Origin of the sequence: Streptomyces sp. P17 (assembly GCF_032436805.1) — a bacterium.
In the GTDB taxonomy this organism is placed as follows: Bacteria; Actinomycetota; Actinomycetes; order Streptomycetales; family Streptomycetaceae; genus Streptomyces.
This window is the reverse complement of the sequence record NZ_JAVRBF010000027.1, coordinates 50,652-75,607: the sequence shown is the minus strand read 5'-3', so window position 1 is coordinate 75,607 and position 24,956 is coordinate 50,652. Positions and strand designations below refer to the sequence as shown.

General features: G+C 69.5%; 22 protein-coding genes and 3 pseudogenes. 4 read left to right on the top strand and 21 right to left on the bottom strand.

Annotated elements, in window-relative coordinates; all coding sequences use genetic code 11:
• Window positions 1-3: 3 nt before the first annotated feature.
• The 10 genes from RMT89_RS19165 to RMT89_RS19120 form a co-directional block, all read right to left on the bottom strand.
• The gene (locus tag RMT89_RS19165; protein WP_315884952.1) at window positions 4-645 is read right to left on the bottom strand and encodes a 2Fe-2S iron-sulfur cluster-binding protein; all 642 of its coding nucleotides are present in this window, start codon (window positions 643-645) and stop codon (window positions 4-6) included.
• Window positions 646-723: 78 nt separating this feature from the next.
• The gene (locus RMT89_RS19160) at window positions 724-1,422 is read right to left on the bottom strand and encodes an SDR family oxidoreductase (RefSeq protein WP_315884951.1); all 699 of its coding nucleotides are present in this window, start codon (window positions 1,420-1,422) and stop codon (window positions 724-726) included.
• Between the two features lie 101 nt (window positions 1,423-1,523).
• The gene (locus tag RMT89_RS19155) at window positions 1,524-2,084 is read right to left on the bottom strand and encodes a PaaI family thioesterase (protein ID WP_315884950.1); all 561 of its coding nucleotides are present in this window, start codon (window positions 2,082-2,084) and stop codon (window positions 1,524-1,526) included.
• A complete protein-coding gene (locus tag RMT89_RS19150) occupies window positions 2,081-3,715 on the bottom strand; it encodes an MFS transporter (RefSeq protein ID WP_315884949.1) in 1,635 nt (544 codons plus the stop codon). The genes RMT89_RS19155 and RMT89_RS19150 overlap by 4 nt, the downstream gene beginning before the upstream one ends.
• A 35-nt stretch (window positions 3,716-3,750) precedes the next feature.
• Window positions 3,751-4,584 (bottom strand): enoyl-CoA hydratase/isomerase family protein, encoded by an 834-nt coding sequence (locus RMT89_RS19145; RefSeq protein WP_315884948.1) that lies wholly within the window; start codon window positions 4,582-4,584, stop codon window positions 3,751-3,753.
• Between the two features lie 474 nt (window positions 4,585-5,058).
• Window positions 5,059-5,718 (bottom strand): response regulator transcription factor, encoded by a 660-nt coding sequence (locus RMT89_RS19140; protein WP_315884947.1) that lies wholly within the window; start codon window positions 5,716-5,718, stop codon window positions 5,059-5,061.
• A complete protein-coding gene (locus tag RMT89_RS19135; protein WP_315884946.1) occupies window positions 5,697-5,861 on the bottom strand; it encodes a hypothetical protein in 165 nt (54 codons plus the stop codon). Before RMT89_RS19135 ends, RMT89_RS19140 begins: the two co-directional genes overlap by 22 nt.
• A gap of 127 nt (window positions 5,862-5,988) precedes the next feature.
• On the bottom strand, window positions 5,989-7,155 hold the full coding sequence (locus tag RMT89_RS19130) for a low temperature requirement protein A (protein WP_315884945.1): 1,167 nt from the start codon (window positions 7,153-7,155) through the stop codon (window positions 5,989-5,991).
• A gap of 36 nt (window positions 7,156-7,191) precedes the next feature.
• Window positions 7,192-8,043 carry an alpha/beta hydrolase gene (locus RMT89_RS19125; protein ID WP_315884944.1) on the bottom strand — a complete coding sequence of 284 codons (852 nt, stop codon included), beginning with the start codon at window positions 8,041-8,043 and terminating at the stop codon, window positions 7,192-7,194.
• A gap of 51 nt (window positions 8,044-8,094) precedes the next feature.
• A complete protein-coding gene (locus tag RMT89_RS19120) occupies window positions 8,095-8,910 on the bottom strand; it encodes an oxidoreductase (RefSeq protein WP_315884943.1) in 816 nt (271 codons plus the stop codon).
• Window positions 8,911-9,077: 167 nt separating this feature from the next.
• Between RMT89_RS19120 and RMT89_RS19115 the strand changes: the two genes are divergently transcribed.
• Window positions 9,078-9,656 (top strand): helix-turn-helix domain-containing protein, encoded by a 579-nt coding sequence (locus RMT89_RS19115; RefSeq protein ID WP_315884942.1) that lies wholly within the window; start codon window positions 9,078-9,080, stop codon window positions 9,654-9,656.
• A gap of 560 nt (window positions 9,657-10,216) precedes the next feature.
• Here RMT89_RS19115 and RMT89_RS19110 read toward each other — a convergent pair.
• A complete protein-coding gene (locus RMT89_RS19110) occupies window positions 10,217-10,585 on the bottom strand; it encodes a TetR-like C-terminal domain-containing protein (protein ID WP_315884941.1) in 369 nt (122 codons plus the stop codon).
• A gap of 71 nt (window positions 10,586-10,656) precedes the next feature.
• Window positions 10,657-10,734 (bottom strand): annotated as a pseudogene (locus tag RMT89_RS19105) (TetR family transcriptional regulator); the annotation flags it as partial.
• Between the two features lie 189 nt (window positions 10,735-10,923).
• On the opposite strand from RMT89_RS19105, the pseudogene RMT89_RS19100 reads away from it, so the two are divergent.
• Together RMT89_RS19100 and RMT89_RS19095 are read left to right on the top strand one after the other, a co-directional pair.
• A pseudogene (locus RMT89_RS19100) lies at window positions 10,924-11,604 on the top strand (type 1 glutamine amidotransferase domain-containing protein).
• Between the two features lie 176 nt (window positions 11,605-11,780).
• Window positions 11,781-12,491, top strand: a complete 711-nt coding sequence (locus RMT89_RS19095) for a type 1 glutamine amidotransferase domain-containing protein (protein ID WP_315884940.1) — start codon at window positions 11,781-11,783, stop codon at window positions 12,489-12,491.
• An 871-nt stretch (window positions 12,492-13,362) separates the two neighbouring features.
• On the opposite strand, the gene RMT89_RS19090 is transcribed toward RMT89_RS19095, so the two are convergent.
• From RMT89_RS19090 to RMT89_RS19060, 7 genes and pseudogenes are all read right to left on the bottom strand, one after another.
• Window positions 13,363-13,587 carry a beta-propeller fold lactonase family protein gene (locus RMT89_RS19090; protein WP_315884939.1) on the bottom strand — a complete coding sequence of 75 codons (225 nt, stop codon included), beginning with the start codon at window positions 13,585-13,587 and terminating at the stop codon, window positions 13,363-13,365.
• 138 nt (window positions 13,588-13,725) lie between these two features.
• On the bottom strand, window positions 13,726-15,108 hold the full coding sequence (locus tag RMT89_RS19085) for an aldehyde dehydrogenase family protein (protein WP_315884938.1): 1,383 nt from the start codon (window positions 15,106-15,108) through the stop codon (window positions 13,726-13,728).
• A complete protein-coding gene (locus tag RMT89_RS19080; protein WP_315884937.1) occupies window positions 15,105-15,539 on the bottom strand; it encodes a cupin domain-containing protein in 435 nt (144 codons plus the stop codon). Before RMT89_RS19080 ends, RMT89_RS19085 begins: the two co-directional genes overlap by 4 nt.
• A 21-nt stretch (window positions 15,540-15,560) precedes the next feature.
• A complete protein-coding gene (locus tag RMT89_RS19075) occupies window positions 15,561-15,863 on the bottom strand; it encodes a putative quinol monooxygenase (RefSeq protein WP_315884936.1) in 303 nt (100 codons plus the stop codon).
• Window positions 15,860-16,924 carry an Ldh family oxidoreductase gene (locus RMT89_RS19070; RefSeq protein WP_315884935.1) on the bottom strand — a complete coding sequence of 355 codons (1,065 nt, stop codon included), beginning with the start codon at window positions 16,922-16,924 and terminating at the stop codon, window positions 15,860-15,862. The genes RMT89_RS19075 and RMT89_RS19070 overlap by 4 nt, the downstream gene beginning before the upstream one ends.
• Window positions 16,925-17,061: 137 nt before the next feature.
• Entirely contained in the window at window positions 17,062-17,787 is a 726-nt protein-coding gene (locus RMT89_RS19065) for a GntR family transcriptional regulator (RefSeq protein WP_315884934.1), read from the bottom strand.
• Window positions 17,788-17,915: 128 nt separating this feature from the next.
• Window positions 17,916-18,146 (bottom strand): annotated as a pseudogene (locus tag RMT89_RS19060) (IS701 family transposase); the annotation flags it as partial.
• A gap of 626 nt (window positions 18,147-18,772) precedes the next feature.
• On the opposite strand from RMT89_RS19060, the gene RMT89_RS19055 reads away from it, so the two are divergent.
• On the top strand, window positions 18,773-20,212 hold the full coding sequence (locus RMT89_RS19055) for a hypothetical protein (RefSeq protein WP_315884981.1): 1,440 nt from the start codon (window positions 18,773-18,775) through the stop codon (window positions 20,210-20,212).
• Window positions 20,213-20,597: 385 nt separating this feature from the next.
• Here RMT89_RS19055 and RMT89_RS19050 read toward each other — a convergent pair whose 3' ends face one another.
• The gene (locus RMT89_RS19050; protein WP_399498423.1) at window positions 20,598-21,713 is read right to left on the bottom strand and encodes a LacI family DNA-binding transcriptional regulator; all 1,116 of its coding nucleotides are present in this window, start codon (window positions 21,711-21,713) and stop codon (window positions 20,598-20,600) included.
• 302 nt (window positions 21,714-22,015) lie between these two features.
• The gene (locus RMT89_RS19045; protein WP_315884933.1) at window positions 22,016-24,892 is read right to left on the bottom strand and encodes a Tat pathway signal protein; all 2,877 of its coding nucleotides are present in this window, start codon (window positions 24,890-24,892) and stop codon (window positions 22,016-22,018) included.
• Window positions 24,893-24,956: the final 64 nt, after the last annotated feature.

Here is a 24,956-nt window from a genome sequence, read left to right as displayed (position 1 = left end):
GCCTCATTTCCCGCGGGCGGTCTGCTCGACTGCCCGCACGATCTTCACGTAGCAGCCGCAGCGGCAGATGTTGCCGCTCATCCACTCCTGGATCTCCTCCGGCGAACCGGTGTGGCCCTCCTCGATACAGCCGACGCCCGACATGATCTGACCCGGTGTGCAGAACCCGCACTGGAAGGCGTCCTGCTCGACGAACGCCGCCTGCAACGGGTGCAGTCGGTCGCCGTCGGCCAGGCCCTCGATGGTGGTGACCTCGGCGCCTTCCAGGCGCACGGCCAGCGTCAGGCAGGAGTTGACCCGGTGCCCGTCGACGTGGACCGTGCAGGCGCCGCAGGCACCGGCGTTGCAGCCCTTCTTCGTGCCGGGCAGAGCGAAGTGCTCGCGCAACAGGTCCAGCAGTGAGGTCCGGTTGTCGACCGTGACGGTGTGCCGCTCGCCGTTCACGGTCAGCGACACTCGACCGCTGGGCGGAGCTTCGGCGGCGGACGCCTCCGCGGCGCCGGACGAAGAGGCTCCCGCGACCAGGCCGCCCGCCATCACGGCCCCACCGACGGCGGTCGTCGTGGCGATGAACGTTCGTCGGGACGGGGCCGACGCAGGCCCGTCAGGGGGAGAACCGTATGACTCGGGAAGCTCGGTGGACATGGCCACTCTCTTCGTTCGGCGGCGGTTTGGGTGGAGGGGTCGGTGTTCTCACTCATCGGCGTGCGGAGGACTGCCGGGTCAGGGCAGTTGCGGGTACAGCGCGGCGACACCTCCGGACAGACCGGAGAGCACCTGGCGGCTGATGTCGTCCGCGAGGATCTCGTAGGCGCCCTCAGCGAGACCGTCGACGGCGAGCCGGGCGACGTCGGCGGGGGCGATCTTGGGCCCGTCCAGCTCCCGGGACATATCGGTGTCCATGCCGCCGACGTGCAGTCCGGCCACCCGGATGCCCTGGTCGGCGAGTTGGACGCGCAAGGCGTTGGTGAGCGACCACTGGGCGGACTTGGCGGCGCAGTAGCCGCCGAGCTGCGGGGAGCTGTACCAGGCCACGACGGACAGGACGTTCAGGATCGCGCCGCCGCCGTTGGCCGCGATCTGCGGTGCGAAGGCCCGGACCACAGAGAGGGTGCCGTGATAGTTGGTGTCCATCTCCAGGCGGATGTTGTCCAGGTCGCCCGTGAGCAGGTTGCCGCCGGTGGCTATGCCGGCGTTGTTGATCAGGACAGTGACGTCGCCCGTGGCCTTGGCGGCGGCCGCGACGGATGCGGGGTCGGTGATGTCGAGCGCGATCGGCGTGGCACCGGGCAGGTCGACCTGGTCGGGGTTGCGGGCACCGGCGTAGACGGTCGCGCCCCGGCTGAGCAGTTCGGTGGCGAGTGCGTGGCCGAGGCCGCGGTTGGCTCCGGTGACGAAGACGGTGCTGGTGGAGAGGTCCACGAGAATGCTCCTGGCGATTTGGTGCAGGTGATGAATGGGGGAAGGAGTACTGGTCGAATCGGGGCGGGGGGCGTGTCTGGCAGCCGACGGTCAATGGCGGGTCAGGCGATCGGACCGGTGCCCTGGGCCGCGTGCTGACCCGTGCGCGCGGGCCGCTCGCCGCCGGCCGGGAAGATCTGGCAGTTGGTGGTGGCGTGGGCGAGCAGCCTGCCGGTGAGGTCGGTGACGGTGGCGGTGGCGTAGGCGGTACGTCGGCCGACGTGCAGGGCGGTGCCTTCGCAGCGGACGGGGCCGGTGTCGATGGTGACCGGGCGCAGGAAGGTGATGTTGATGCCCTGTGTGGTGTAGCCGGTTCCGGCGGAGAGGCGGGTGTAGACGGCGGCGCCGAGTGCGTTGTCGGCGAGGGTCGCGAGGACGCCGCCGTGGACGGTGCCGAGCGCGTTGTAATGCCATCCCGCGGGGGTCAACTCGAAGATGGCGCGGCCCGGTTCGACCTCGATGAGCTCGATGCCGAGGGCTGCTATGGCCGGAGGGGCGGGCAGCGTTCCCTTGCCGATGTCCTGGAGCACCTCTAGGCCGCTCAGCCGCTGGACGGCCTCGACGATCGGGCGGGGGTCGGACCAGGTGTAGGTCCTGTGCTGGGGCGTGGGTTGCGTAGTCATGAGGTGGCGGGGGTGGTCGTGGGGGTGGACATCTGCGTTCCGTTCTGGTGGGGGCGGTTGTGTACGGAGGTCAGGGCGAGCACAGCGGCGGCGAAGAAGACCGCGGCGACGACGACCAGACCCGCGTGCACGCCGGAGGTGAAGGCGTCCTCGATCGCCGCGCGGACAGCGTCGGGCGGCGCCGTGGTACTGGTCGTCCCGGAGGCGATGGCCTGCTCGACGGGTGCGCGGGCGGCGGCGGGGACGCCGTGCGCGGCGAGCTGGTGGGGCAGGTCCGCGGTGACGCGGCCGGTGAACAGCGAGCCGAGCAGCGCGGTGCCCATGACCGCGCCGACCTGCCGGGCGGTGTTGACCGCGCCGGAGACCATGCCCGCGCGTTCAGGGGCGACGCTGACCAGCGCGGCGGCCGTGCTGGGCGAGATGACCATGCCGCATGCGGCCCCGAACAGGGCGAACAGCGGCCAGACTCGGTGGTAGGGGGTGTCCGCGGCGACCGTGGTCAGACCGAGGACGGCGAGCGCGCCGAGCAGCAGACCGACCGTCAGGGGCGCCTTGAAGCCGGTACGGCGGATCACTCTGCCGGTGAGGAAAGCCGAGACGACGTAGACGCCGAACAGGGGCAGCATGCGCCAGCTGGTGTCCAGGGCGCTCAGCTGCTGGACGTTGTTGTAGAACATCACCACGAGGACGGCCACGCCGGTGAAGCCGAACAGCGACACCGCGGCGATGACCATCACGGCACTGAACGAGCGCGAGGCGAACAGGCGCACGTCGAGCATCGGCGCCGCCACCCGCAGCTCGACGGCGACGAACACCACCGCGCCGACCGCTGCCGCGAACCAGGCGGCGATGACGGGACCGGCCGTGTACCCGTCCTGGCCGCCCTGGATGAGCGCGTACACGACACTCGCGATCGTGACGGTGCCCAGCAGTGCGCCGGTCACGTCCAGACGGCCTTCGGGGGCCAGGGACTCCGCGGCGAACGGGACCGCGACCAGGAGCGTGATCACACCCAGGACGGGGTTCGACACGAACACCGCGTGCCAGCTGAAACGGTCCAGCAGGACACCGGCGAGCAGCGGGCCGACGGCCAGGCCGATGCCCGACGACGCCGCCCACACGGTGATCACCTCGGTCCGCCGCCGCGGATCGGCGAAGGACGCGCCCAGCACGGCCAGGCTGTTGGGCAGGATCAGCGCGCCGCCGACACCGGAGACCAACTGCGCGACGATCACCATGGCAGTGGTGTCGGCGGTCGCGGCCAGCACGCCTCCCGCGATCATGATCACCACGCCGACGCAGAACATCCTCTTGCGGCCCAGGAGATTGCCCAGGGTGCTGGCCGACAGCACCAGACTGGCCACGACCAGCGTGTACGCGCTGGGAATCCAGATCAGTGCACCCGGGCCGACGTGCAGATCGTCCTGGATCGCCGACAGTGCCGAGATCGTGGCGGTGACGAGCAGGAACGTCATCATCACGCCCAGGCACATCGCCGTCAGCGTCAGAAGTTCTCTGCGCCGTACGGCAGTTCCTCTGCCGTTTCCTGCCTGGTGGCTGTCCCTGCCGCCTGGCAGTCGGTCCGCTGCCGACACGGATGTGCCGACGGGCGGGACACGGTCCCTGCTCATCAAGGTCCTCCTCGCCCCGAGGACGTCGGCGCCGGCTATGCCTGCTGGTTCGCGATGCCGAGGTAGTCGCCCAGGTTCCGCTCGATCTCCTCGACGCCGATCTCGGCGATGAGCTTGCCGAGCTGCGGCACGCGGGCCTGGAATCCCGGCCACGTGACCGACTCGGCGAAGTCCGCCCAGGAGGCGCGCAGGTCGGCCACCGGCGGCAGGGTCGACCGGTTGATCTGTGCCTTGGCGCCCAGGACGGACTCCTTGTCGAAGGACGCGATGCGTGCTGCTACGCCGCCGACGAAGTCGTCGAGTTCGGCGTCGGGGACGGCCCGGGTCACCCACCCGTACCGCTCGGCCGTATCGGCGTCGTAGTCCTGGCTGGTGAGGACCGCTTCGAGTGCCCGGTCCCGCCCCAGCAGCCGGGCCAGACGGTCGCTGCCGCCACCACCGGGGACGATCCCGATCGCGACCTCGGGCTGGCAGAAGACCGCTTCCTCACGGCTGGCGTACCGCAGGTCGAAGGCCAGGGTGATCTCGTCCCCTCCGCCCCGGGTGCGCCCGCGAATGGAGGCGATGCTGATGAACGGGGCGCTGGACAGGCGGGTGACGAGCTCGACCCATGTCGGAGTCCCGTCCGCGTTGTTCAGCGCCAGAAGGTCGGGCACCTGGGCGAGATCGGCGTGGTTGTAGAAGTATCCGGGCGTGCCACTGTCGAAGACGACGACCTGAACTTCCTCGTCCCGGCTCAACTCGTTCACGACATCGAGCAGTTGGACGACGGTGTCCGCGCCGACGACGTTGACGGGCGGATTCGAGAAGGTGACCTTGCGGATCTTCGGTGCCAGGGTCTCGATCGTGAACATGCCGTGCTGGGTCATGCTGTGCTCCAGTACTGAGGGGGATGGGTGCGGGGTCTGGTTCCGGCTGACGTTCGTCAGCCGGTGAGGACGTTGGTCCTCTGGACGGTGAGTCCTTGGCGTGCGGGAAGGGACGAGCGTCGCCGGGTCCTCGGTGCTGCGCTGGACCACCTCGACGGGCTGTCATCGGCGTACCGGTCCGCGAGCCGGCGGGCAAAACACCCGGGTTGAACTCGACCGCGATCAGCCGCGGGCCCGGGGCCGGCTGCCGCAGGATCGTTCCGGTAATCGCGCCGGTGCCGGACCCAAGCTCCGCCACGACGTCGGCGCGGTGCAAGAGTTCAGACCGGCGGTCATGGCCTGGGCTCGTGCGGGGGAACCGGGCGCGATGGCGCCGGTGAGTCGGAGGCTGCGGAGAAACTCGCGCATGATCGACATGCTCTGAAGCTAGGCAGCGGCTGCGTCGTCGGGAGTCATCCCGGGCGCCCGACCGTGTCATCCGCCAGGGCGAACCAGTCCGCTCTCGTAGGCCATAACGACGGCCTCTATCCGGTCGCGGATGTGGAGTTTGGTGAGGATGCGGGCTACGTGGGTCTTGACGGTGGTCTCGCCGAGCAGCAGCTTCTCGGCGATCTCCGTGTTGTTCAGCCCGCGGGCGACCAGCGCCAGCACCTCACGCTCGCGGTCGGTCAGTACGCCGAGGCGTTGGTCGGTGAGGGGAGCGATGGCGCCCGTGACATACCGGTCGATCAGCCTCCGGGTCACCGAGGAGGCGATCATCATGTCGCCGCGCAACACGCCGCGGATGGCGACGAGCATCTCGGCGGTCGGCGTGTCCTTGAGAAGGAAGCCACTGGCTCCGGCACGCAGGGCCGCGTAGGCGTACTCGTCGCGGTCGCAGGCGGTGATGACCACGACTTGTGTCCCAGGCAGTGCGGCGCATACCTGTGCGGTGGCCGAGATGCCGTCCAAGCCCGGCAGCCGCACGGCCATGAGAACGAGGTCCGGGCGCAGCGTGAGCGCCTGCGCCACGGCCGTCTCGCCATCCCCGGCTTCGCCGACGACCGTGAGGTCCGACTGGCTGTCCACCACCATGCGCAGGCCGGCCCGCATCAACTCCTGGTCGTCACAGATCAGCACACCGGCCTCCGCCATGGTGTCCCTCCCTCGTAGAGCCGGTCGGGGGTGCGGGCACCAGCGTGGAAGCCGTGCCCGCAGCGGAGGAACCGGGCGGTGAGGTCCCGGCCCGGACGCCGGTCGGCACCGGTGGCGAGGACATCGCTGGTGGGGAAGTCCATGAATAGCTCCTAGGTGATGGACGGATATGACGAATGCGGCAGATCGGGAAGGCGTACTCGCGTCTCACCCGACGGCCTGTCGTTGTTCCTGGCCGGGATCGTGGGCCGGCCGCAGTGGTGCCGTAGGTCAGGGACGTGGGCGGCCTGACGAGATCGGCTGCGGATTGGCGTCCCCGGACGGACGGCGCTCTTCGAACACGGCCAGAGTGACGACGATCGCGGCGGCGATGACGGCCGACAGGGAGGCCGGGGCCGCTGACGTGACCGCGCATCCGACGATCAGAGCGGACATCGCGACCAGCCGCACCCGGGGCAGGTCGTCGAACAGGGTTCTGCCGTGCCATGTCTGCGCCGCGATGAAGAGGGCCGGGCCGCCGTACAGCAGCAGGTTCGTGGTGATGCCTGCGTGATGGGCCGGGTGCGCGATGACGCGTTCGTCACCCGCGGCTGCGGCGATCATCCCGGCGACGGAGACCATGAGGCTGTAGACGCCGCTGCGCCCGGCCCGTATGGGGTCCTCGGTCCGCTCGTAGTGGCGCACGATGTGCTCGGAGCGGCTGAAGAACAGCCAGAACAACGCGACCGTGCCGGCGAGAGCCACGCCGCTGGTCAGCAGAGTCATAGGCTCGTACGGCGCCGCGGTGAGCGCCGTGCCGGTGGTCAGGATCGCCTCACCGAACGCGACGATCATGAACAGGCGGCCGCGCTCCAGTAGATGTCCCCCGGCGAAGCCGACCTGCCGGGAGTCCAGCCTGCGGCCGGGCAGGGGATGCGCCGTCCAGGTGCCCGCCAGCTCGATCAGGGTCGCCGCGGCCCACCATGCCAAGCGTGCGCCGCCGTCGACCGCCGCGCCGGCCAGCCAGAAGGGGGCGGCCGCGGCGAACCAGACCAGGACCCGGCGCCAATGCTCCTGCTCACGCCGGTCGAGGCCCGCCCTGAGCAGCCACACCGTCCGGCCGAGGTGAATCAGCAGGAAGGTGACCACGAAGAACCACCCTGCGTCACCGAAGGCACGTGGGATGGCGGCGTTCATGAACAGCCCGACGAACATGACCGCCAGCAGCATCCGCCGGGTCCTCGGGTCCTCGGCCGGGACGAGGGTGACCGCCCAGGTGGTGTAGGCCCACGCGGCGTAGACGGCGAGGTAGAGCACGAGCGTCTGAGCGGCGCCGGTCCACGTCGGGTGGGCCAGCAGCTGATGCGACAGCTGGCCGATCGCGAAGACGTAGACCAGGTCGAAGAACAACTCCAGCGGTGTGACCTCCCGGCGCGCCGGGACGCTGGTCGACTGCACGACGAATCTCCTATTTTGGCTGTTTCGCGGCGTTGCTCAGTTGGCGAGGAAGGTCGTCACCTGGGCGGCGAAGTCCTTGGCGTGCTGGAACAGGAAGGCGTGGCCGGCGTCACTGTAGGCGACGAGCGTGGCGTCGGCGAGGTGCTGGACGGCGGTGTACGAGGCCAGGGCGGGGATCATCGCGTCCTGCATGCCGGTGGCGTACAGGACAGGCTGCCTGATGCTCTCCAGGTCCGCTCGCACCTGGTCGAAGGGGATCGCTGCGTCCTTCGCGATCGCGGCGATCTGACCCATGGCCGCCGCCTCGGACACGTCGGGGATGCCGGTGGCCAGCCGGGTGGCCACCCTGGCAAGGTGCGCGTACCCGGCGGCGCGCCCCGTCTCGGTCTCGGGGAAGAACAGGAACACCAGGTCGTCGCCGGTGACCTCGGGCTTGGTCATGGTGGCCCGCACCCTGGGGTCCGGGTCGGGAGCGCCGGGCACCGTGCCGCCGGGGTTGGCGGCCGCCACGACCAGCTTGCGGACCAGGTCGGGCCGGGTGCGGGCGATGTGCTGGGCGACGGTGCCGCCCAGCGTCCAGCCGAGCAGGTCGACCTGCGTGAGGCCGAGGGCGTCGAGAAACTCGACGGCGCCGTCGGCGAGTCCCTCGACGGAGTCGGCCGGGGTGCCGGTGGTGTAGCCGGTGCCGACGTTGTCGAACACGATCACGTCGTGGGCGGCGGCGAGGTGGTCCAGGAGCTCGGGGTCCCACCAGTCGATGGTTCCCCGCACCCGGCCCAGCAGGACCAGGGGGATGCCGCCGCGCGGGCCGATGCGGCGGTAGGTGAACGTCGCGGAAGGACCTTCGACGGTGAGATTCTCGGCCGTGTCTGCCAGAAAGGTGCTCATGGCGGGCTTCGCTGCCTTTCGTTGTGTCTCGTGGGCGCCTTCTGGAAGTGGTCAGGCGGGCAGGTGGTTGAGTTTGCGCAGCTGTTGGTCGAACATGCGGGCGGGGACGATGCGGCGCATGGTGTGGACGCGTCCGGTCATGGCGCCGGCGGTGTAGCGCAGCTTGGGCTTGGCATCGGTGGCCGCCGCGACGATCTCCTTGGCGACGACGGCGGGGTCGTCGCCGTCCCTGACCGCGCCGGCCATGTACTCCTCGAAGACCTGCCGTCGCTGGGCGTAGACGTCCAGGGGCTGGTCGGGGCGAACGCTGGCGGCGTCGAACGCGGTGTTGGTCCAGGCGGGTTCGACGAGCAGGACGCGTACGCCGTACTCGCGGACCTCGTGGTCGACGGACTCGGAGTAGCCCTCGACGGCGTGCTTGGAGGCGGCGTAGACGGCCATGAAGGGCTGCGGCATGAACCCGACGATGGAGGAGATGTTGACGATGCGTCCGCTGCCCTGCGCGCGCATGTGCGGCAGGACGGCGTTGGTCATGCGGATGACGCCGAAGACGTTGATGTCGAACAGGTGCTGCGCCTGGGCGGCGGAGGACTCCTCGGCGGCGCCCGCGGAGCCGATGCCGGCGTTGTTGACCAGGACGTCGATCCGCCCGAACCGGTCGATCACCTCACCGACCGCGGCGCTCACCGAGGTATCGCTGGTCACGTCGAGGTCGAGGAAGGTCACGCCGCCGAGCGGGGTGACGTGTGCGGTGTTGCGGCTGGTGCCGACCACCTCGTAGCCGGCTGTCACCAGCGCCAGGGCGGCCGTCTTGCCGATGCCGGAGGACGCACCCGTCACGAGGGCTACCGGCTTGGTCGTGGTCATGGTGGGCTCCTGAGTTCCGGGGATCGGGGCAACCCCCAATCGGTTTCACTAACGTATCAGATCTAGAGGTACACGCAACACTAGAGCATCAAATAATTAGTAACGTGCAGCGTTTATGTATCCTCTACAAAGAGTCAAGACATGAGCCGATGGAACAGGAGACAGTCATGGGCCGAGCACTGCGGGCTGATGCCGAGCGCAGTGTGCGCGCGATTCTGGAGGCGGCCGAGCGGGTCCTCGCCCAGGACGCCGGCGCCTCCATGGAGCAGATCGCCGAGGCGGCGGGACTGACCAGGATCACTGTGCACCGCCGGTTCGCGAACCGGCAGGCGCTGCTGGAGGCGCTCGCCGTCTCCGCGAAACAGCAGCTCCTCGACGCCATCGAGGACGCGCGCCCCGCCTCCGCTCCCGCGCTCGTCGCGCTCTACCGGGTGACCGCGAACGTGCTGCGGGTCAAGAGCTCCTGGCGGTACACCCTCAGCCACGCCGCGACCCACACCAGCGCTGCAGCCGCCCTGTGGGCCGAGATCGACGCCCACACCGTCGAACTTCTCCTACGGGCGCAGGGCGAGGGGCTCATCACTCCAGACGCGGACCTGGAGTGGACGCGACAGGTGTACTACGCCCTCCTCAGCGAGGCCCTCGACAAGCCCGGGGCGGACCAGGATCCGAACGCACAGGACCCGGACGTACTAGCCCAACTCGTCATCGACACCATGCTGCACGGCGCAGGACCGCGTGGCTGAGCACATAGCTGACGGGGCATCAGATTCTCTGTCCGGCACCAACGCCCGCCCCAGGCGGGCCGAGAAACTCCACTGCATGGCCGGCACCGTAGCCAGAGTGACAGCAAGGTCATCACCGTCGTCGCCGAGGCGGACACCGCAGGCATGTCCGTGTACACGGCGCTGAACTGCGGCTGCCGGCCCATCACCGCCAGGAGCAGGGCCGACGCGCGGCGTCATTGCCCGGCAGCGCCGGCACAGGTCGAGGACCGTCGGAGGTTCCGGGGTTGCTTCTTTCCCGTCGGCGGGGACCCGGCCCTCACCATCAGCTTGTGTCGCCTGTCGCGCGCGGGAGGACATCTTTCGCCACCTGCCGTCCAGCTCCGCCGCCCAAAGTCCGCCCGGCCAAGCCCGCGCGACACTCCGATGTGGGCGAGGAGCGTCCAAGTGGGTGGAAGTGAGGTGATGCGGCCGGGACCGCAGCCGACGTCGGCGACTGGTCCCGGCGCCTGGTTCCTGTCGGCACGGTCTGCTCCGGGGTCACCACCTCGCACTGCGGACGTGGTTCGCGCGGGTGTGGGCTACGGGCGGCTCATGGCGGTCACTGTGCTGCGTACCAGCTCGTCGACCTGCTGGATGGCGCCGTCGTCGCGAGGAATCTTGCCGTAAAGGACCAGTGCGGCGAGGCCATGGACGAGCGACCACCATCCGGTGACATGCGTCTCGTGCAGTTCAGGGGGTACGCCTGCGACGACGTGCGGGGAAAGGACGGCGCAGGCCGCGTCCCCGGCCGCTTTGACCCCGGAGTGCGACGGATCGCAGGACCGGTTGAACATGAGCCGGAACACGGCGGGGTGCTCCACCGCGTACCGGACATACGGCTGGGCCAGGCAGACGAGCTCCTGCCCAGCGGGCCCCGAATCCTGCGCATCAACGAGCCGGACGCGCAACTCGTTGAACCGAGCGCAGCCAGCAGGGCGCCCTCGTCCGGGTAATGACGGTAGGGCGCATTGGCCGACACACCCGCCCGGCGCGCGACCGCGCGCAGCGACAGCTCGGCTTCATCACTCTCCTCCAGGATGGCCAGGGCCGCGCTCATGCACGACGCCCGCAGATCGCCGTGGTGGTACCGGTCACCGGCCGATGTTGACACTGCACACTCCCGCCTCCTAATGTGTACAGCGTCAACATTGGCTGAATGGTCGGCCAGTGGAGTAACCAGTACGGGGTACCGGCGCCCGCATCCGCAGGGCGCCGCCCGATCAACCCGCCTCTAGGAAGCCGCACCATGTCGAAGATCCTTTAGTGATGACCGGCGCCACCCATTGGACGCTGGCGTTCGGCTCCAAGCGCTCGACCGGCTTCTGGGCCGAGGAAGCCGTGACCCCGTACCAGGCGTTCACGGCCGCCGACGACGAGGTCGGCGTCGCGCACTACCGGGCGGCGTCGTACCGCCGCTGGATGAGGGCAGCCCGGCGCCGCACTCCAACGGCGGCGAGGAGGGCGCGAAGAAGGTGGCGGACGCCCTCGCCTCGATCAGCGAGATCCAGCATCCTGTCAAGCTGGAGGACGTCGACCTCCCCGGGGCCGCGGCCCGATGGAGGACCTGGCCGTCGACGCCGCCTCCGGCAGGCTTCTCATCGACGCCCTCGCCTCGGGCAAGCCGCTTGGCGTGGTCTGCCACGCCCCGGCGGCGATGCTGGCCGCCACCACGGCCGACGGCGGCAACGCCTTCGTCGCCTACCGGCTTACCGGCTTCAGCAACGCCGAGGAGACCCAGACTGGCCTTGCGGACAATGCCAAGTGGCTGCTCCAGGGCCGCCTGGTCGAGATCGGCGCCGACTACCAGGAGGGCGACCCGTGGGCCCCGAACGTGATCGTCGACCGCAACCTGGTCACCGGCCAGAACCCCGCCTCCGCCGGACCCGCCGCAGCCGAGATGCTCGACAAGCTGTCTGACACCGCGTAAGGCCGACCCGCCATCGCTCCTGAAGCTGATGGCAGGGACGACCGGGGCTGAGATGATATTTCCAGACACGTCGGCAAACACTCACCCAGCGGTTGCGCCCTCCGGTGACGCATCCGCTCCACGATCTGCCGGGCGATCCAGTCCGGCACAGCAAAGCAACGAACTGAGAGTAAGAGATGACCAAGATCCTTTTTGTGGTCTCAGCAGCAGACCGCTGGACGCTGAACGACGGCACCACCCATCCCACCGGCTACTGGGCCGAGGAGGTGGCGATGCCCCACAAGATCTTCACCGAGGCCGGCTGGGAGATCACCATCGCGACACCAGGTGGCGTCGCGCCCACCCTCGACCGCAACAGCCTCGGCCTCGCCGGAGGCACACCGTGGAAGCGTCGCACGGTCGAGCGCTACCTTGACTCGATCAGCAATCAGCTCAACCACCCCGTTTCCCTGAAGAGCGTCGACCACGACGACTACGACATCGTCTTCTACCCCGGCGGCCACGGCCCGATGGAGGACCTCGCCTACGACGAGACCTCCGGCCGACTGCTCACGGACCGTCTCGCCTCGGGCAGGCCGCTGGCTCTGCTGTGCCACGCCCCGGCGGCGATGCTCGCGGCGCACAACGAAGACGGCACCTGGCCGTTCAAGGGTTACCGACTGACAGGGCTCTCCAACCGTGAGGAACTGTTCAACCGCTTCGCCCGCAAGGCGCGTTGGCTCTTGGAGGACCGTCTTCGCGAGGAGGGCGCCGATTACGTCAAGGGCACACTGCCGCTGCTTCCCTTCGTAACCAGCGACCGTAACCTGTACACCGGCCAGAACCCGGCCTCCTCCGAGAAGCTCGCGCACCTCCTCATCGACGAGATCAGCAAGAAGGCAGCCTGACCCCGTGCGGGCGACCGCCCGCCGATCAGCCGAACCAACCGTTTGGCGCCGCGGGAGTCGGCCGCCTTGCCCTGTCGCAGCCGGACGGCGGCTATGACCGGCCGTTCGGTCGGGGTGTAGAGCGTGGCCAGCAGCGGCTGCAGGGTACGGATGCCCTTGAACCGGCCGACCTGGGCGCCCTGCTTGGCGGGGCCGAACACGCGCCCGTGGGTGGAGTCGACGTCGATGAAGGCGACCTGCCCGGCATCGGGCAGCAGCGGGGTGTGCGTGGCGAGCAGGCTGAGGAACTAGCGTCGACGGGGCGCGGATCCCGTCGAAGAGCACGGGCATCGCCCCGTGGCGCATCCGGTCGGCGTCCTCGATGCTGTCGGCCCGGCACACATCGCCGCGATCAGCGACGTCACCTTGGCCGCCGGGTTCGCCCCGCCGCTGTTGTCCGCTCCTTCGATGCGTACGGTCTCACGGACCAGCCGCGAGAGCCGCCCTCGTGCGGCAAGGCGCACCATGGGGACCAGGCCGCGTCCGCGACCAGGTTGGAGTCATCAAACGCTGCGGACACCGCACGTGGCGGCATGGAGGGCATACCGGAGATGCACCTCCGAACTGGCCGATCTCGTCCTGCGTCCAGCCGGTGTTGTCGAGCAACAATCCGTCCAGGGGTCCGCCTCCCAGTTCGGCGTAGCGCTGTCCCGGCATCGGGCCGGAATGGGCCCGCCGGGATTGTGCCGCAGACCCGGCCGCGCAGCAGCTGCCCGTCGTCGCTGTCCGTCTCGTCCAGCCTTGAAGCCGCCACCGACAACGCGGGCTTGCCCACAGACGAATCGCTCTTGACCTTCACCGGGAAGGAGCCGTGCGACACCTTCTCCTGTTGTCAGCGCCGGGTGCGGAAGACGATGCAGACGGGCGACCCGGTGGTCACGGTCCGCCCGGCGGGCTGCAGATGCTTGTCGGCGGTGATCTGGAAGGCCTTGATGGTGTCCGTCGCCTGATTGGCGACGTAGAGGGTGGTGCCTGCCGGATCAACAGCAAGAAAGCGGGGCTGCCGGCCGCCGCTGGACGTCCACTGCGGGTGGCGCAGGGTTCCGTCGGCGCTCACTCGGTATGTGGCGAAACATCAATTGGCGCGACTTCGGCGAACCGTCGCCAGGCGTGCACGGCCGGTTTTGGGCAGCACGACGACGTGTCTGCCGGCGGGCGGACAGGTCGTCGTGGTCGTGCGGGGGTTGAGCCTTGGTCAGTCGCTGACCCAGTAGGTGCGGGTGTTGGTGAACTCCCGGATCCCCGCACTCGCCAGCTCGCGGCCGTAACCGCTGCGCTTGGTACCGCCGAAGGGCAGGCGCGGGTCGGAGGCGACGATCGCATTGACGAACGCGGCACCGCTGGTGATGCGGCGTGCCACCTCGATGCCGCGTGCCGGCGCGGCGGTCCACACGCTCAGCCCGAGGCCGAAACTGGTGGCGTTGGCCAGCCGGACGGCCTCGTCGTCGCCGGCCGCGATGGCGATGGCGGCCAGAGGACCGAAGGTCTCCTCGTCGAAGGCCGGCATGCCGGGCTTGGTGTCGGCCAGGACGGTGGGCTGGTAGAAGAAGCCTTCGCCCGGCAGCGGCTTGCCTCCGGTAAGCAGGCGGGCGCCGGCGGCGACGGACTCCTCGACCTGCCGCTGGATGGCCTTGCGCAGGTCGTCCCGGGCGAGCGGGCCGATCTGGGTGCCGGGCTTGCGGGGGTCTCCCGTCTGCAGGGCCTGGACAGCAGCGACGAAGGCGTCGGTGAAGGCGTCGGCCACGTTCTGGTGGACGATGAACCGCTTGGCGCACACGCAGCTCTGGCCGGAGTTGGTGAAGCGGGCCTTCACCGCGGCCGCGGCGGCCCTCTCGACGTCGGCGTCGGCGAGGACGACGAACGCGTCGGAGCCGCCGAGTTCGAGGACCGACTTCTTCGCGGCGCGTCCGGCGGCCGAGCCCACGGCCGCGCCGGCGCGGTTGCTTCCGGTGAGTGTGACGGCGGCGATGCGGTCGTCCTCGATCAGGCGTGCGACGGCCTCGGAGACGTCCGTGTCGGCGATCAGCAGGGTGGTGACCAGGTGTTCGGGCAGTCCTGCCTGGACGCACAGTTCCTGCAGGGCGAGCGCGCTGCCCGTGACGTTGGAAGCGTGCTTGAGCAGGATGCCGTTGCCCGCCACCAGGGAGGGCAGGGCAAAACGCATGACCTGCCAGACGGGGAAGTTCCAGGGCATGACGGCCAGGACCAGGCCGGCGGGCTCGTAGGCGATCCACGTCTCGGCACCGTCGATGGCGACGCGTTCGTCGGCGAGGATGCCCGGCCCGTTGCGGGCGTAGTAGTCGGCGGTCAGCGCCGACTTCTCGACCTCGCCACGGGCCTCGGCCAGCGGCTTGCCCATTTCCTGGGCGGCGAGGTGGGCCAGTTGGTCGGCGTGGGCGCGCAGGGTCTGGGCGAGGTCGGTGACCCGCTGGGCCCGCTCGGTCACCGGTACGAGCGCCCAGGCGCGGCTGGCGGTGTGGGCGCGCTGGACAGCGGTCTCGATGCGTTCGGCGTCCCACGCTTCATAGCTGGTGATCGGCTGCCCGGTCGCGGGGTTGACGGTCTGGATGGTGCTCATGTGGTGGGCGCCCCTCCCTTGTCGCTGGCGGAGAGGTGCTCGAAGGTCTCGCCGGTGGCGGTGATGGTGCGGGTGACGTCCCGACCGCCGTAGACCCAGTAGATCCGCATGACGCCCTCGCCGCGATTGAAGAAGCGGTGCGGGGTGCCGGCCGGCACCCAGGTGGCGTCGCCGACCTCGAGGTCGAAGTACTCGCCGTCGATTTCGGCGGTGGCCTCGCCTTCGAGGATCAGGACGGACTCCTCGACGTTGTGGCTGTGCAGGGGCAGGCCGTTGCCGGGCTGGAAAACGGTCTGGCCGGTGGTGATGACGGCCTTCTCGGAGTTCCACTTGCCCACGTACGGGATGGTGGCCACGCCACCACCGCGGTCGAAGCGCTCGACCTGGTCGGGGTGGATGAGCAGGTTCGGCTCGGCAGGCTGGGTGCACATAACAGGGCTCCGTTCGGCGCGTCAGGAGTGGTGGAACAGTCGGCGGGAGAGGGTGTTGACCTGGCTCCCGGGCACGACGTACTTCGCCGCGGCCTCGCGCCACACTGTGAAGTGCGGGGCGGCGCGGTGGGCTTCCACCGCCGCCTCGTCGTCGTACAGCTCATGGAAGACGAAGTGGTGATCGTCGTGCAGATCGCACACCACGTCGAAGTAGCGGCAGCCCGGCTCATCGGAGAAGGAGCGCTGGGCGTTCTCCTTGATGGCGGCCAGGAACTCGTCCCTCAGTCCGGGGACGACCTGGAGGGACACGGTCAGCGCGATCATGCGGAAAGCTCCTGCGAGGTCGGGGTGGAATCGGTCACGGTGGCGGGCAGGGGGACGCCCGTGGTCTGGGAGATACGGGCCAGGGAGGTCCAGGTCTCGTCGGCGACGGTGATGCCTTCCTGGCACAGCCGTTCGGCGGTGCGGATCTCCGGCTCGCCAGGGACGAAGATCTCGCTCGTGCCGGGCGCGGAGGGGGTGGACTTCGCCTCCTCGACCAGCACCTCCATGCGCTGTGCGAACTCGGCCGGGTCGGCCATGGCGCGGATGTCGATGCACAGCAGCAGGTGGCCGACTCCGCTGCGGCCGGTGGGCTGGTAGGGGCCCACGACCTGGGATCCGAAGGCACTGCCGGTGAGGACTCCGGCCAGCACGTCGAACATGAAGGAGATGGCGTAGCCCTTGTGGCCGGCCATCGGCAGGATCAGCCCCTCGATCGCGCGCCGCGGATCGGTGGTCGGTACGCCGTCGGCGTCCGCGGCCCATCCCTCGGGGATGGGCTCGCCCCGCTCCCTGGCGTAGTAGATCTTGCCGCGCGCGACCGCGGTGTTGGCGATGTCCATCACCGCGATGCCGTAGCGGCCGGCCGGCGCGGCGATCGACCACGGGTTGGTGCCGATCCTCTTCTTTTTGCCTCCCCAGGGAGCCATTGCCGGGCTGGCGTTGGTGGCCAGGATCGCGACGCATCCCTGCTCGGCGGCCTTGCGCGTGAAGTAGGCGGCCGTGCCGAAGTGGCCGGAGTTGCGCACCGCCACCGCGCTGATCCCGTGCTCGCGGGCACGCTCCACACCCCAGGCCACCGCGCGGTCGGTGAGCACCTGGCCCAGACCGTCGCGACCGTCGACCACGAGGACCGCCCCGTTGTCGCTCACGACCTCGGGGGCGGCGACCTTCGCGGTGGCGCCGCTCGCGATACGGCCGAGATACCACGGCAGCCGCAACATCCCGTGGGACGCGTGCCCCCACAGCTCCGCGGTCACCAGCGTGTCCGCGAGCAGACGGGCGTCGGCGGCCGGTACTCCGTGGCTTTCGGTGGCAGCGGAGGCGAACTGGAGCAAGTCCACTGACGCGACGGTATGCGGCATCTGACGGCCTCACCTTCGAGAGGTTCTGTATCCATACCTGTATACATCATGGGCCGCAGGAATACAGCCGCAGGTCGTGAAGAACTCAGCGGCTGGTCAGAACACCGAGCGGCGACTCAGCCGACGACGTCCAGCTGGACATCGTTGCTGAACGGCAGATCCCGGGTGGTCAGGCTGTCGATCAGCGCCTGCAGAGTCTGTGCGAGGTGGTGCCGACAGGCCGCCTCCGCGGTCTGCGCGTCCCCCTGCGTGATCCCCTTCAGCATCGCGCGATGTTCCTCCAGCGACGTCAGCATCCGCAGTGGACCGCTGTGCGAGAGGTGGCGCAGGCGCACGGTCTGGCTGCGCAGGTCGCGGATCGTCCGGGCGAGATAGGGGTTGCGGCACGCGGCGATGACCGCCTGGTCGAAAGCCTCGGTGATGTCGTAGAACTCCTGGTACGAACGGGCCTGTTCGCCGGTATCACGCGCACGGAAGGACGCGTCGAAGTCTTCCAGGCGCTGCGCCAGCTCACGGAAGGGAGGCAGCACCCGCTCGTCGCCGGCTCCCGCCGCGGCGACGGACAACACTGCCTGGGGCTCCAGCAACATCCGGAACTCGAACAGGGCGCGCACACCGCCCAGAGAGATCGGGGCCACACGGGCCACCTCGCCCGGCACGAAGTCGACCAGCCCTTCCCGTGCCAGCCGCCGGATGGCCTCTCGCACCGGCGTCCGTGAGGCACCCAATTCCTCACCGAGCTGGATCTCGCTGAGCTTCGCCCCCGGACGCAGACGAAACGACTCGATGTCACCCCTCAGCCGCTCGTAGACCACTTCAGCCTTGCCGGTCGCCCGAGCCATGAAACTCCCTGTCCATTCCGTCGCACATCCCTCTGTATACAGAGTAGCCGTGGGTCCGCGGCCCGGGAGACCAACTGCGGCGGCTGTGCTGATACGGGCCATTGCGCCAGCCAGGAGGGCTTGGGCCGGTGGGCGGCGGAGAAGAGGACGACGTGGTGGTGCCAGCCGTTCCAGGTACGGTCCTCGAAGTGGGCCGACCCCAGGGCCTGTTTCATCTCCCGGTAGTCCTCGATGCGCCAGCGCAGCTTGGCCGGCCGCACCAGCGTGGCCAGGGCCATCCCCGAGGGCAGGTCGGACAGCCAGAACCGCACCGGCCCGCTCTCGCCGGCCGGCCGTCTGGCCGGCAGCCACCGCGCGGGACGCATGAAAGTGCTCCTTTCCCATGTCACCCTGGCCGTGGTCTCCGGAGTGGCCTTCGCCTACGCCGACAGCCTCACGCAGTTGTGCTTGGGCAATTCGCCCCATTCTCACGCCGCTCTCCGAGGTGCCTTCATCCTCAGCAGGACAGACGCCCCGGCCAACGCGAATGTCGTACCGCCGACGACCGGCTAGGGCGCGGTCTAGAAGGCCCGCACTGTGAGCGCTGGCCTGTGACGCAGGTCACTCTCTTCAATGTTCACGGTGCTTACATCGTCGTCTAATGTAAGCGGCGCACACATCATAGGTGGCGGAGACGAAAGAAAGGGGCTACGTCCTGGTGCATGCCGAGGTACTGAGGTGCCCCGGAGGCGTTCGGCCGAATGCGCCCCACCTCCTCCGTGCAGCCCGGCCGGCGGATTCGTCAACCGTCACCCCGCCCGACGCCACTGCCTGACGAGGTGCCAACTCGCTGTTTTGGAAGGTGGGTTGATGCCCCTGTGGCCGTGGCACAGGTCACTCCGGATGAAGTGGTGACCTGAAGACCTTCATGGCATGCTCACATCCGGTTGACCGTACCCGCCGGTAACTTCCAAATACCCCCCACTCCCCAGGACTGATCTTGCGCATTCGCAAGCGGCCCCTGCGCGCCCTCGTGCCCGCCCTCGCCGCCTCCGCCCTGTTCCTCGCCACCGGCTGCTCCGCAGACCCCGACTCCCCCGCCGCCGCCGCCGAACGGATACCGGACGCCGGCACCTCCGCGACCGCGACTGCGGACAAGGACCAGCGCCTCGCCGTGGCGGGCGCCCCCGCGGCGGCGCCCGCCTCGACCGCCGTCGCGCGGCCCGGCACGGGCGACGGGAAAGCACGCAAGACCTCGCTCAAGGTCAGGTCGTACGACAGCCGTACCCGACGGGCCGTCATATCCTCTACCGGAAGCGGGGGTTCCTCGCCGTCGCCGAGCGTGACGCCCGGCGGCACCGCGACCCCCCGACCCACCGCCGTCGGCGACGTCATCGCCAGCGCACCCGCGCCCGGCGCACCGGACGGACTCCTCGTCAAGGTCACCAAAGTGATCGGCGAGACAGCCAAGGGCACCGAGGTGCAGACCGCACCGACGACCCTGGACACCCTGCTCGGGGACAGCCAGGCCAAGGGCACCGTCCCCGTCGACCCCGCCTCCTTCGACGTCGAGCGCCTGCTGCCCGACGTGAAGGTCTCCTGGGCGAAGACGGGAGCCATCCACTCCGGTCCCGAGGGCACGAAGGTGCCGCTCGGCAGCCTGCGGGTCGATGTCGCCTCGAAGGTCGCCACGGCCGAGGGGGCACCGGCCTCGGCGGCGGCATCGGTGTCCGGGTTCGTCCAGGTCGCACCCGAGGTCGACTTCTCCTACGACGGCGGGGCCTCGACCGGCTCCACCGGTTCCGGACCGGGAGCGGCCTCACTCGGCGTCTTTGGTGACTGGTCCTCACAGTGGGCGCTCAAGGGACGCGTCGCCGCCTCCGCGAAGCCGTTCCGGGTGCCGTTCGCCAAGCTGCACGCCGACCCCGTGATCCAAGTGGGCCCGATTCCCGTCGTGGTGAACCTCGATCTGACCTGCTACTTCGAGGTCAGTGCGGATGGCAGCGTCACCGTCGACGTCCAGCAGAACTTCAAGGGCGACTTCAAGGCGGGCGGCACCTTCGTCACGGGCAAGGGCTGGACACCAGTCAGCGAATCCCACACGGCGAGCACTCCGGTCCGCACGTCCGTCACGGCCGCCGGACGCGTGAAGGCGGCCCTCGGAGTACAGCCCTCCGTCGGCCTGTACGGCGCCGTGGGCGTCTCCGCCGACCTGGCCCCGTACCTGCGTGCCGAAGCCGCGGGCACAGTCACCGGCACCATCCCGGTCGGCTCCGAGACCAAGCCCGGTATCGGAGCGACCGGCGCCTGGACGCTCTACGGCGGCGTCGACCTGAGCGGCACCCTGGTGCTCCAGCTGTCCGTCTTCGGCACCCCTGTCCTCCAATACCCCATCCCTCTCGGCACGTTGCACCGGGAGTGGAAGCTCGCGGACGGCAAGGTGTAGCCAGGCGAGCTCTCCGTACGTCACCGTGTCCGACCGGCCCCGACAGGAGCAGGTCGGACACGGCGCTCGAGCGATGGGCACACCGCACAGCCGTCTGCTGCCGCCGGCGCGCTGTGCACGCCACGCCTGCGTAGCACACGCTGGTGGGCCGGGCCCTGGCCAGAGCCGGGGGTCCGGCGTACGAGGGCCCTAACACGGGGGAGCAGCATCGCTGAGCCGCGATGGCGAGGTGATTGCCGGTCGCGCGACAGCGCAGCGGTCGACGCGCGGTCCTGGCCTGTCGTGTTGCACGTCCAGCAGGGCGATCACGGGTGAGTCGGGCGTCATGGCCATGAGCCGGAAGGAAGCCGACGGCTTGTCCGTGGTGAGAGGTCCTCGCATCTCGTCATCGCAGCGTCCGTACCGACTGGCGGATCACCAACTGGGTGCTCAGCACCACGTGGTCGTCGGCCGCGAGGCGTTCCTCGCGTTCCAGCGCCAGTCGGACCGCGGTGCGACCCAGGTCCTCGTAGGGCACACGGACCGTGGTGAGCGCGGGGCTGAGGTCGGCGGCGAAGGGGACATCGTCGAAGCCTACGAGCGAGATGTCGCCGGGGACGTCGAGACCGGCCTCGCGAAGGGCTGCCAGCGCACCGGTCGCCACCATGTCGGTGCCCGCGAGGACCGCCGTGAAGTCCAGGCCTGCGTCCAGGGCTTGGCGGGTGCGCTGGTAGCCCGAGACGCGGGTGTACGGGCCCGGCACGTCGAGTTCGCCGGCGTGGGGCACGCCGTGGGCGCGCAGCGCGTGCAGGTAGCCGTCCCGGCGCTGCTCCGCCGTGCTCAGCTGAGGGGTGCCGCCCAGGAAGAGGATGCGGTGGTGCCCGGCGGTGAGCAGGTGGTCGGCTGCCTGGAAGGCGCCCCCGCGGTTGTCGTACTCGACCACCGTCGCCGGAGAACTGTCGGGCAGCGGTGGACGGCCGACCAGCACCAGCCGGGATCCCGCGGCGTGCAGGGCTCTGGCGTACACGGCCATGCGCTCGTGATAGGCGTCGTCCTGTACCGCTCCGCCGACCAGGATGACGGCGCCCGCGTGCTGTTCGCGCATCAGCTGCACGACGTCGCTCTCGCGGTCCGGGTCGCCATGGGTGGTGCAGACCAGGCTCAGTCTGCCCCGGTCCGCCGCCTCCTGCTCCACCCCGGCGGCGACATGGGCCAGCGACGGCCCCGTGATGTCCCGGATGACCAGCGCGATGGGGCCCGCCACCCGGCCGGACAGCGCCTTGGCGTGGACGTTCACCGCGTAGTGGAGCGACTCCACGGCCGCCATGACGCGAGCGCGGGTGGTGTCGGAGACGGGGTAGTTGCCGGCGAGGGTGCGGGAAACGGTTGCTACCGAGACGCCCGCTTGGGCGGCGACATCACGAATCGTGCTGGGCCGGTCGCTGCCGTCGGTGGTGCTCCGGCGGCGCTTGGCCCGTTTGGGTTCGTTGGTCTTTTGAGGACCGTTTCCGTTGACCATCACAGCTCGACGTTACTGCATCAGACTTCTCTTGCGGGGAAAAGAGGTGGGCACTAGTGGCCCTTTGCAGTAATCGTTTTCTATCCTCGTGCCTTCTGAAGTCCGCCGCCATGTCCGTCACCTACCTGCGCTGGGGCACCGGCCACCTGTCCCTGCCCCTTTCGCACAACCCCGCAGGGCCTGTGAGACTGCTCGGCCTGGGCACCGTCGGGCTTCAAGACCGCAAGCGGGTCCTGAAGTCCGACGTCACGCACAGCCCCGAGCCCCCCCAACGGCCTCCCCCCGCGCGGGCCAGGGCAGAACCGTCAGAGCCTGCGCAGCACCACCGTCGTGCCCGGCTTCACGGACAGCTGGGTGTTGCCTCCCACCTTGGCCCCGCTGACCAGGTTCACGGACGCCCCGAAGCCCTGCGTCGTGAAGGTGTAGCTGCGGTCGGCGGTGGTGTTCATGGCGATCAGGTAGGGGCCGTAGACGCACCGGTAGAAGGAGGCTCGCCCGGCGAACGGGGTCTCCGTGCCGAGGGGGGAGTCCGGCACGTCATCGGGCGCCTTGGCCAGTGGCAGCACCTGTCCGGCGAACGCCTGGTGCAGTGTGTCCCCGGGGGGCGGGAAGCCGCCGTCGGGGATGACCAGGTCGCCCACGGCGAACTCGAAGTTGACCCAGTCGGGCTCGGTGTGGGCCCGGCCGTCGGCGATGTACTTGACGTCCTGCCACACGGTCGCCGAACGCTCGATGCCGTCGGCGGTGATGTGGTGTACGCGGGCGAGCCGGTTGACGCCCCAGCGCGCCCGCCAGTACAGCGAGGCGTAGAGGATCTCGTCCCCGTGCTTGACCGCGACCAGGCCGTTCTCCTCGTCGCTGAAGACGAAGTCCGGCTGCCCCGGGGTCATGGGCAGCAGGGCTCCGCTGCCGGTGGCGCCGCTGATGTACGCGTAGTCGTCGGCGGTGGAGAGGAGGTTGAGGTTGGTGCGCGAGGAGGACCCCAGGTCGTACGTCTCCTGGAGCACGTGGAAGAACTGGTTGTCCGCGATGGACTGCTTCCCGTAAGCGGTGAGGTCCGGGTCCTTCAGCAGTGCCGCGAGCCGCAGTGGGTGTCCGTCCCACTTGTTGCCCTCGTCGTAGGCGACCGCCCCGGGGTACTCGGGGTCGCGCCAGCCGACGACGGCCTCGACGCGCATCGTCCGGTAGCCGTCGGCGTCCAGGGCCGGGTGGTGGAAGAGCGTACGGGCCTTCGTCATCTTGACCAGATGGTCGCGCAGCGTGTCGTCCTCGACGCCGCCGATGCCGATGACCGCGTCATAGAGGAGGGCGAGCCAGTCCTGAAGCTCTCCGTAGTTTCCGGCGTAACCGAGTTCCTTGGAGATGCCGGCCTTGGTGACCTGGTAGTAGGAGCCGCCGAGGGGCTTTTTCGGGGTGCCGTCGGCGTTCTCCGGGCCGAGCCAGGGGGTCAGCCCCACGGACTGGTAGACGTAGTCGCGGGCCTTGGTCTCGCCCCACGCGTCGGCGGAGCCGAGGAAGCTGAGACCCCGGTCGGCGAGGTAGAGGCCGATGGCGCAGATGATGGCCTGGTTCGTGTACTGGGGGAACCTCTGCCGCCAGTACTCGCGGCTGTCCAGCAGCATCTTCGTCCACGCGTCGCGGCGTATGACGGGCTTGTCGGTCGCCGTGGCGGGCGGCGTGAGCGTCAGGTCGTCGAACCAGGCGGTGCCCGCGGTCGCCAGGCGTACCTGCACCTCGGCCTGGGTCGCGGTGGCGGGCGTGGTGAGGGTGGCGGTGACCTGCTGCCAGTCGTGGGTGCCCGCGGCGGCGAAGAACTTGTTGTCGCCGCCGACCAGGGCGCCGGAGGAGTCGAAGAAGAGCACGTCGAGGTAGGCGCCGTTGCTGCCCACGCCGTCGGTCCTGATCCAGGCTCCATAGGTGTAGGTGCCCTGCTCCAGAGGGATCCTGGCGCCGGGGGCGAGGCCCACGGTGCCCGAGGAGGGGATGGTCACCTTCGCCGAGGCCGCGCCGCCGCGCGCGACGGTGGTGTCGCGGGTGACGGTGCCCGTGCCCGACCAGGTCACAGCGCGCCAGCCGGTGGGGAGGGAGCCGCCGAACTCGAACCCGGGGTTGGCGATGGTGGCGGGTGAGCCGATGACCGGCTCGTCGAGCAGCGGATTCAGCGCGTCGGCACCGGTCAGGAGCAGGACGAGCCCCATCCGGCCCAGTCCCATCCACTGCTGGCTGGAGTCCGTCATCACCTTCTGGTCCGCGAGGTACTTCCAGTACACGGCGTCCAGGCTGCTGGTGATCTGGAGGGGCACGGCGCTGTTGCGGTACGCGGCGGTGGACGGCATCGCGTAGGCACGGGCCAGGAACTCCAGGTACCAGAGGTCCAGTTGCGGCGCGGTGCGAGAGGCCTCGGCCGCGGCCTGGGCCACCACGCGGGCGTCGACCGTGTCCACGACCTCGCTGCCCGGAGAGGGGCGCGCCTCCAGGGCGGGCAGGACACCGGTGAGGTCGTCCCCGGTGAGGTCGAAGTACGGCTCGTGGTGGGTGTAAAGGCGGTAGACGCCGCGGCTGGGGCGCTCCATGGGCTTGTAGTAGTCGGCGGCGGACTGCGCGTATCCGGCGATCCGGCCCATGGAACGGATCTCCAGCTTGACGGAGTCCTGGCCCCCGGTGAGTTCGGTGGGCAGCGGCAGGGTGTGGAAGTAGAACCGTTCCGGGGTGCGGGGGTCATCGGCGGCGATGTCGAGAGGGTCGACAGCGCCCAGGTGGTAGTGGCCGACCTGCTTGCCCGCGGCGAACAGTTGCAGACGTCCCAGATCCTCGCCGGAGTCCGACCCCCACAGCTTGATCGTCACGTAGGTGGTGCCCGTGGGACGGCAGGCCATGGTCACGGCCAGAGTGCCGCCCCAGAAGTCCGCGGTGTCCTTCGGGTTGAGTATCCGCGCCGACTGGCCGAGGCCGCCGGTGACGACGTCGGAGAGCGTGGCGGTGAGTGCGTGAGCCGACGCCGATGCCGTGTCGCCGAGGACGAGCGTGTCGAGTGCGCCCGTCCCGCTCACCGCGTCGGCGGTGGACTCCGCGCGCTCCGCGGCGCGGGCGGGATCGGCCTGCCAGCACCAGCCCGCGGTGACGGCACCCGTGGTGGCGGCGGCCAGTTTGAGGAGGGATCTGCGCTGAAGAGATTCGGACATGTGCGGGTTTCCTTTCAGATGCGGCCTGGTCCGTGAAGATGCGTCCTGACCCGTCTGTTCGCCC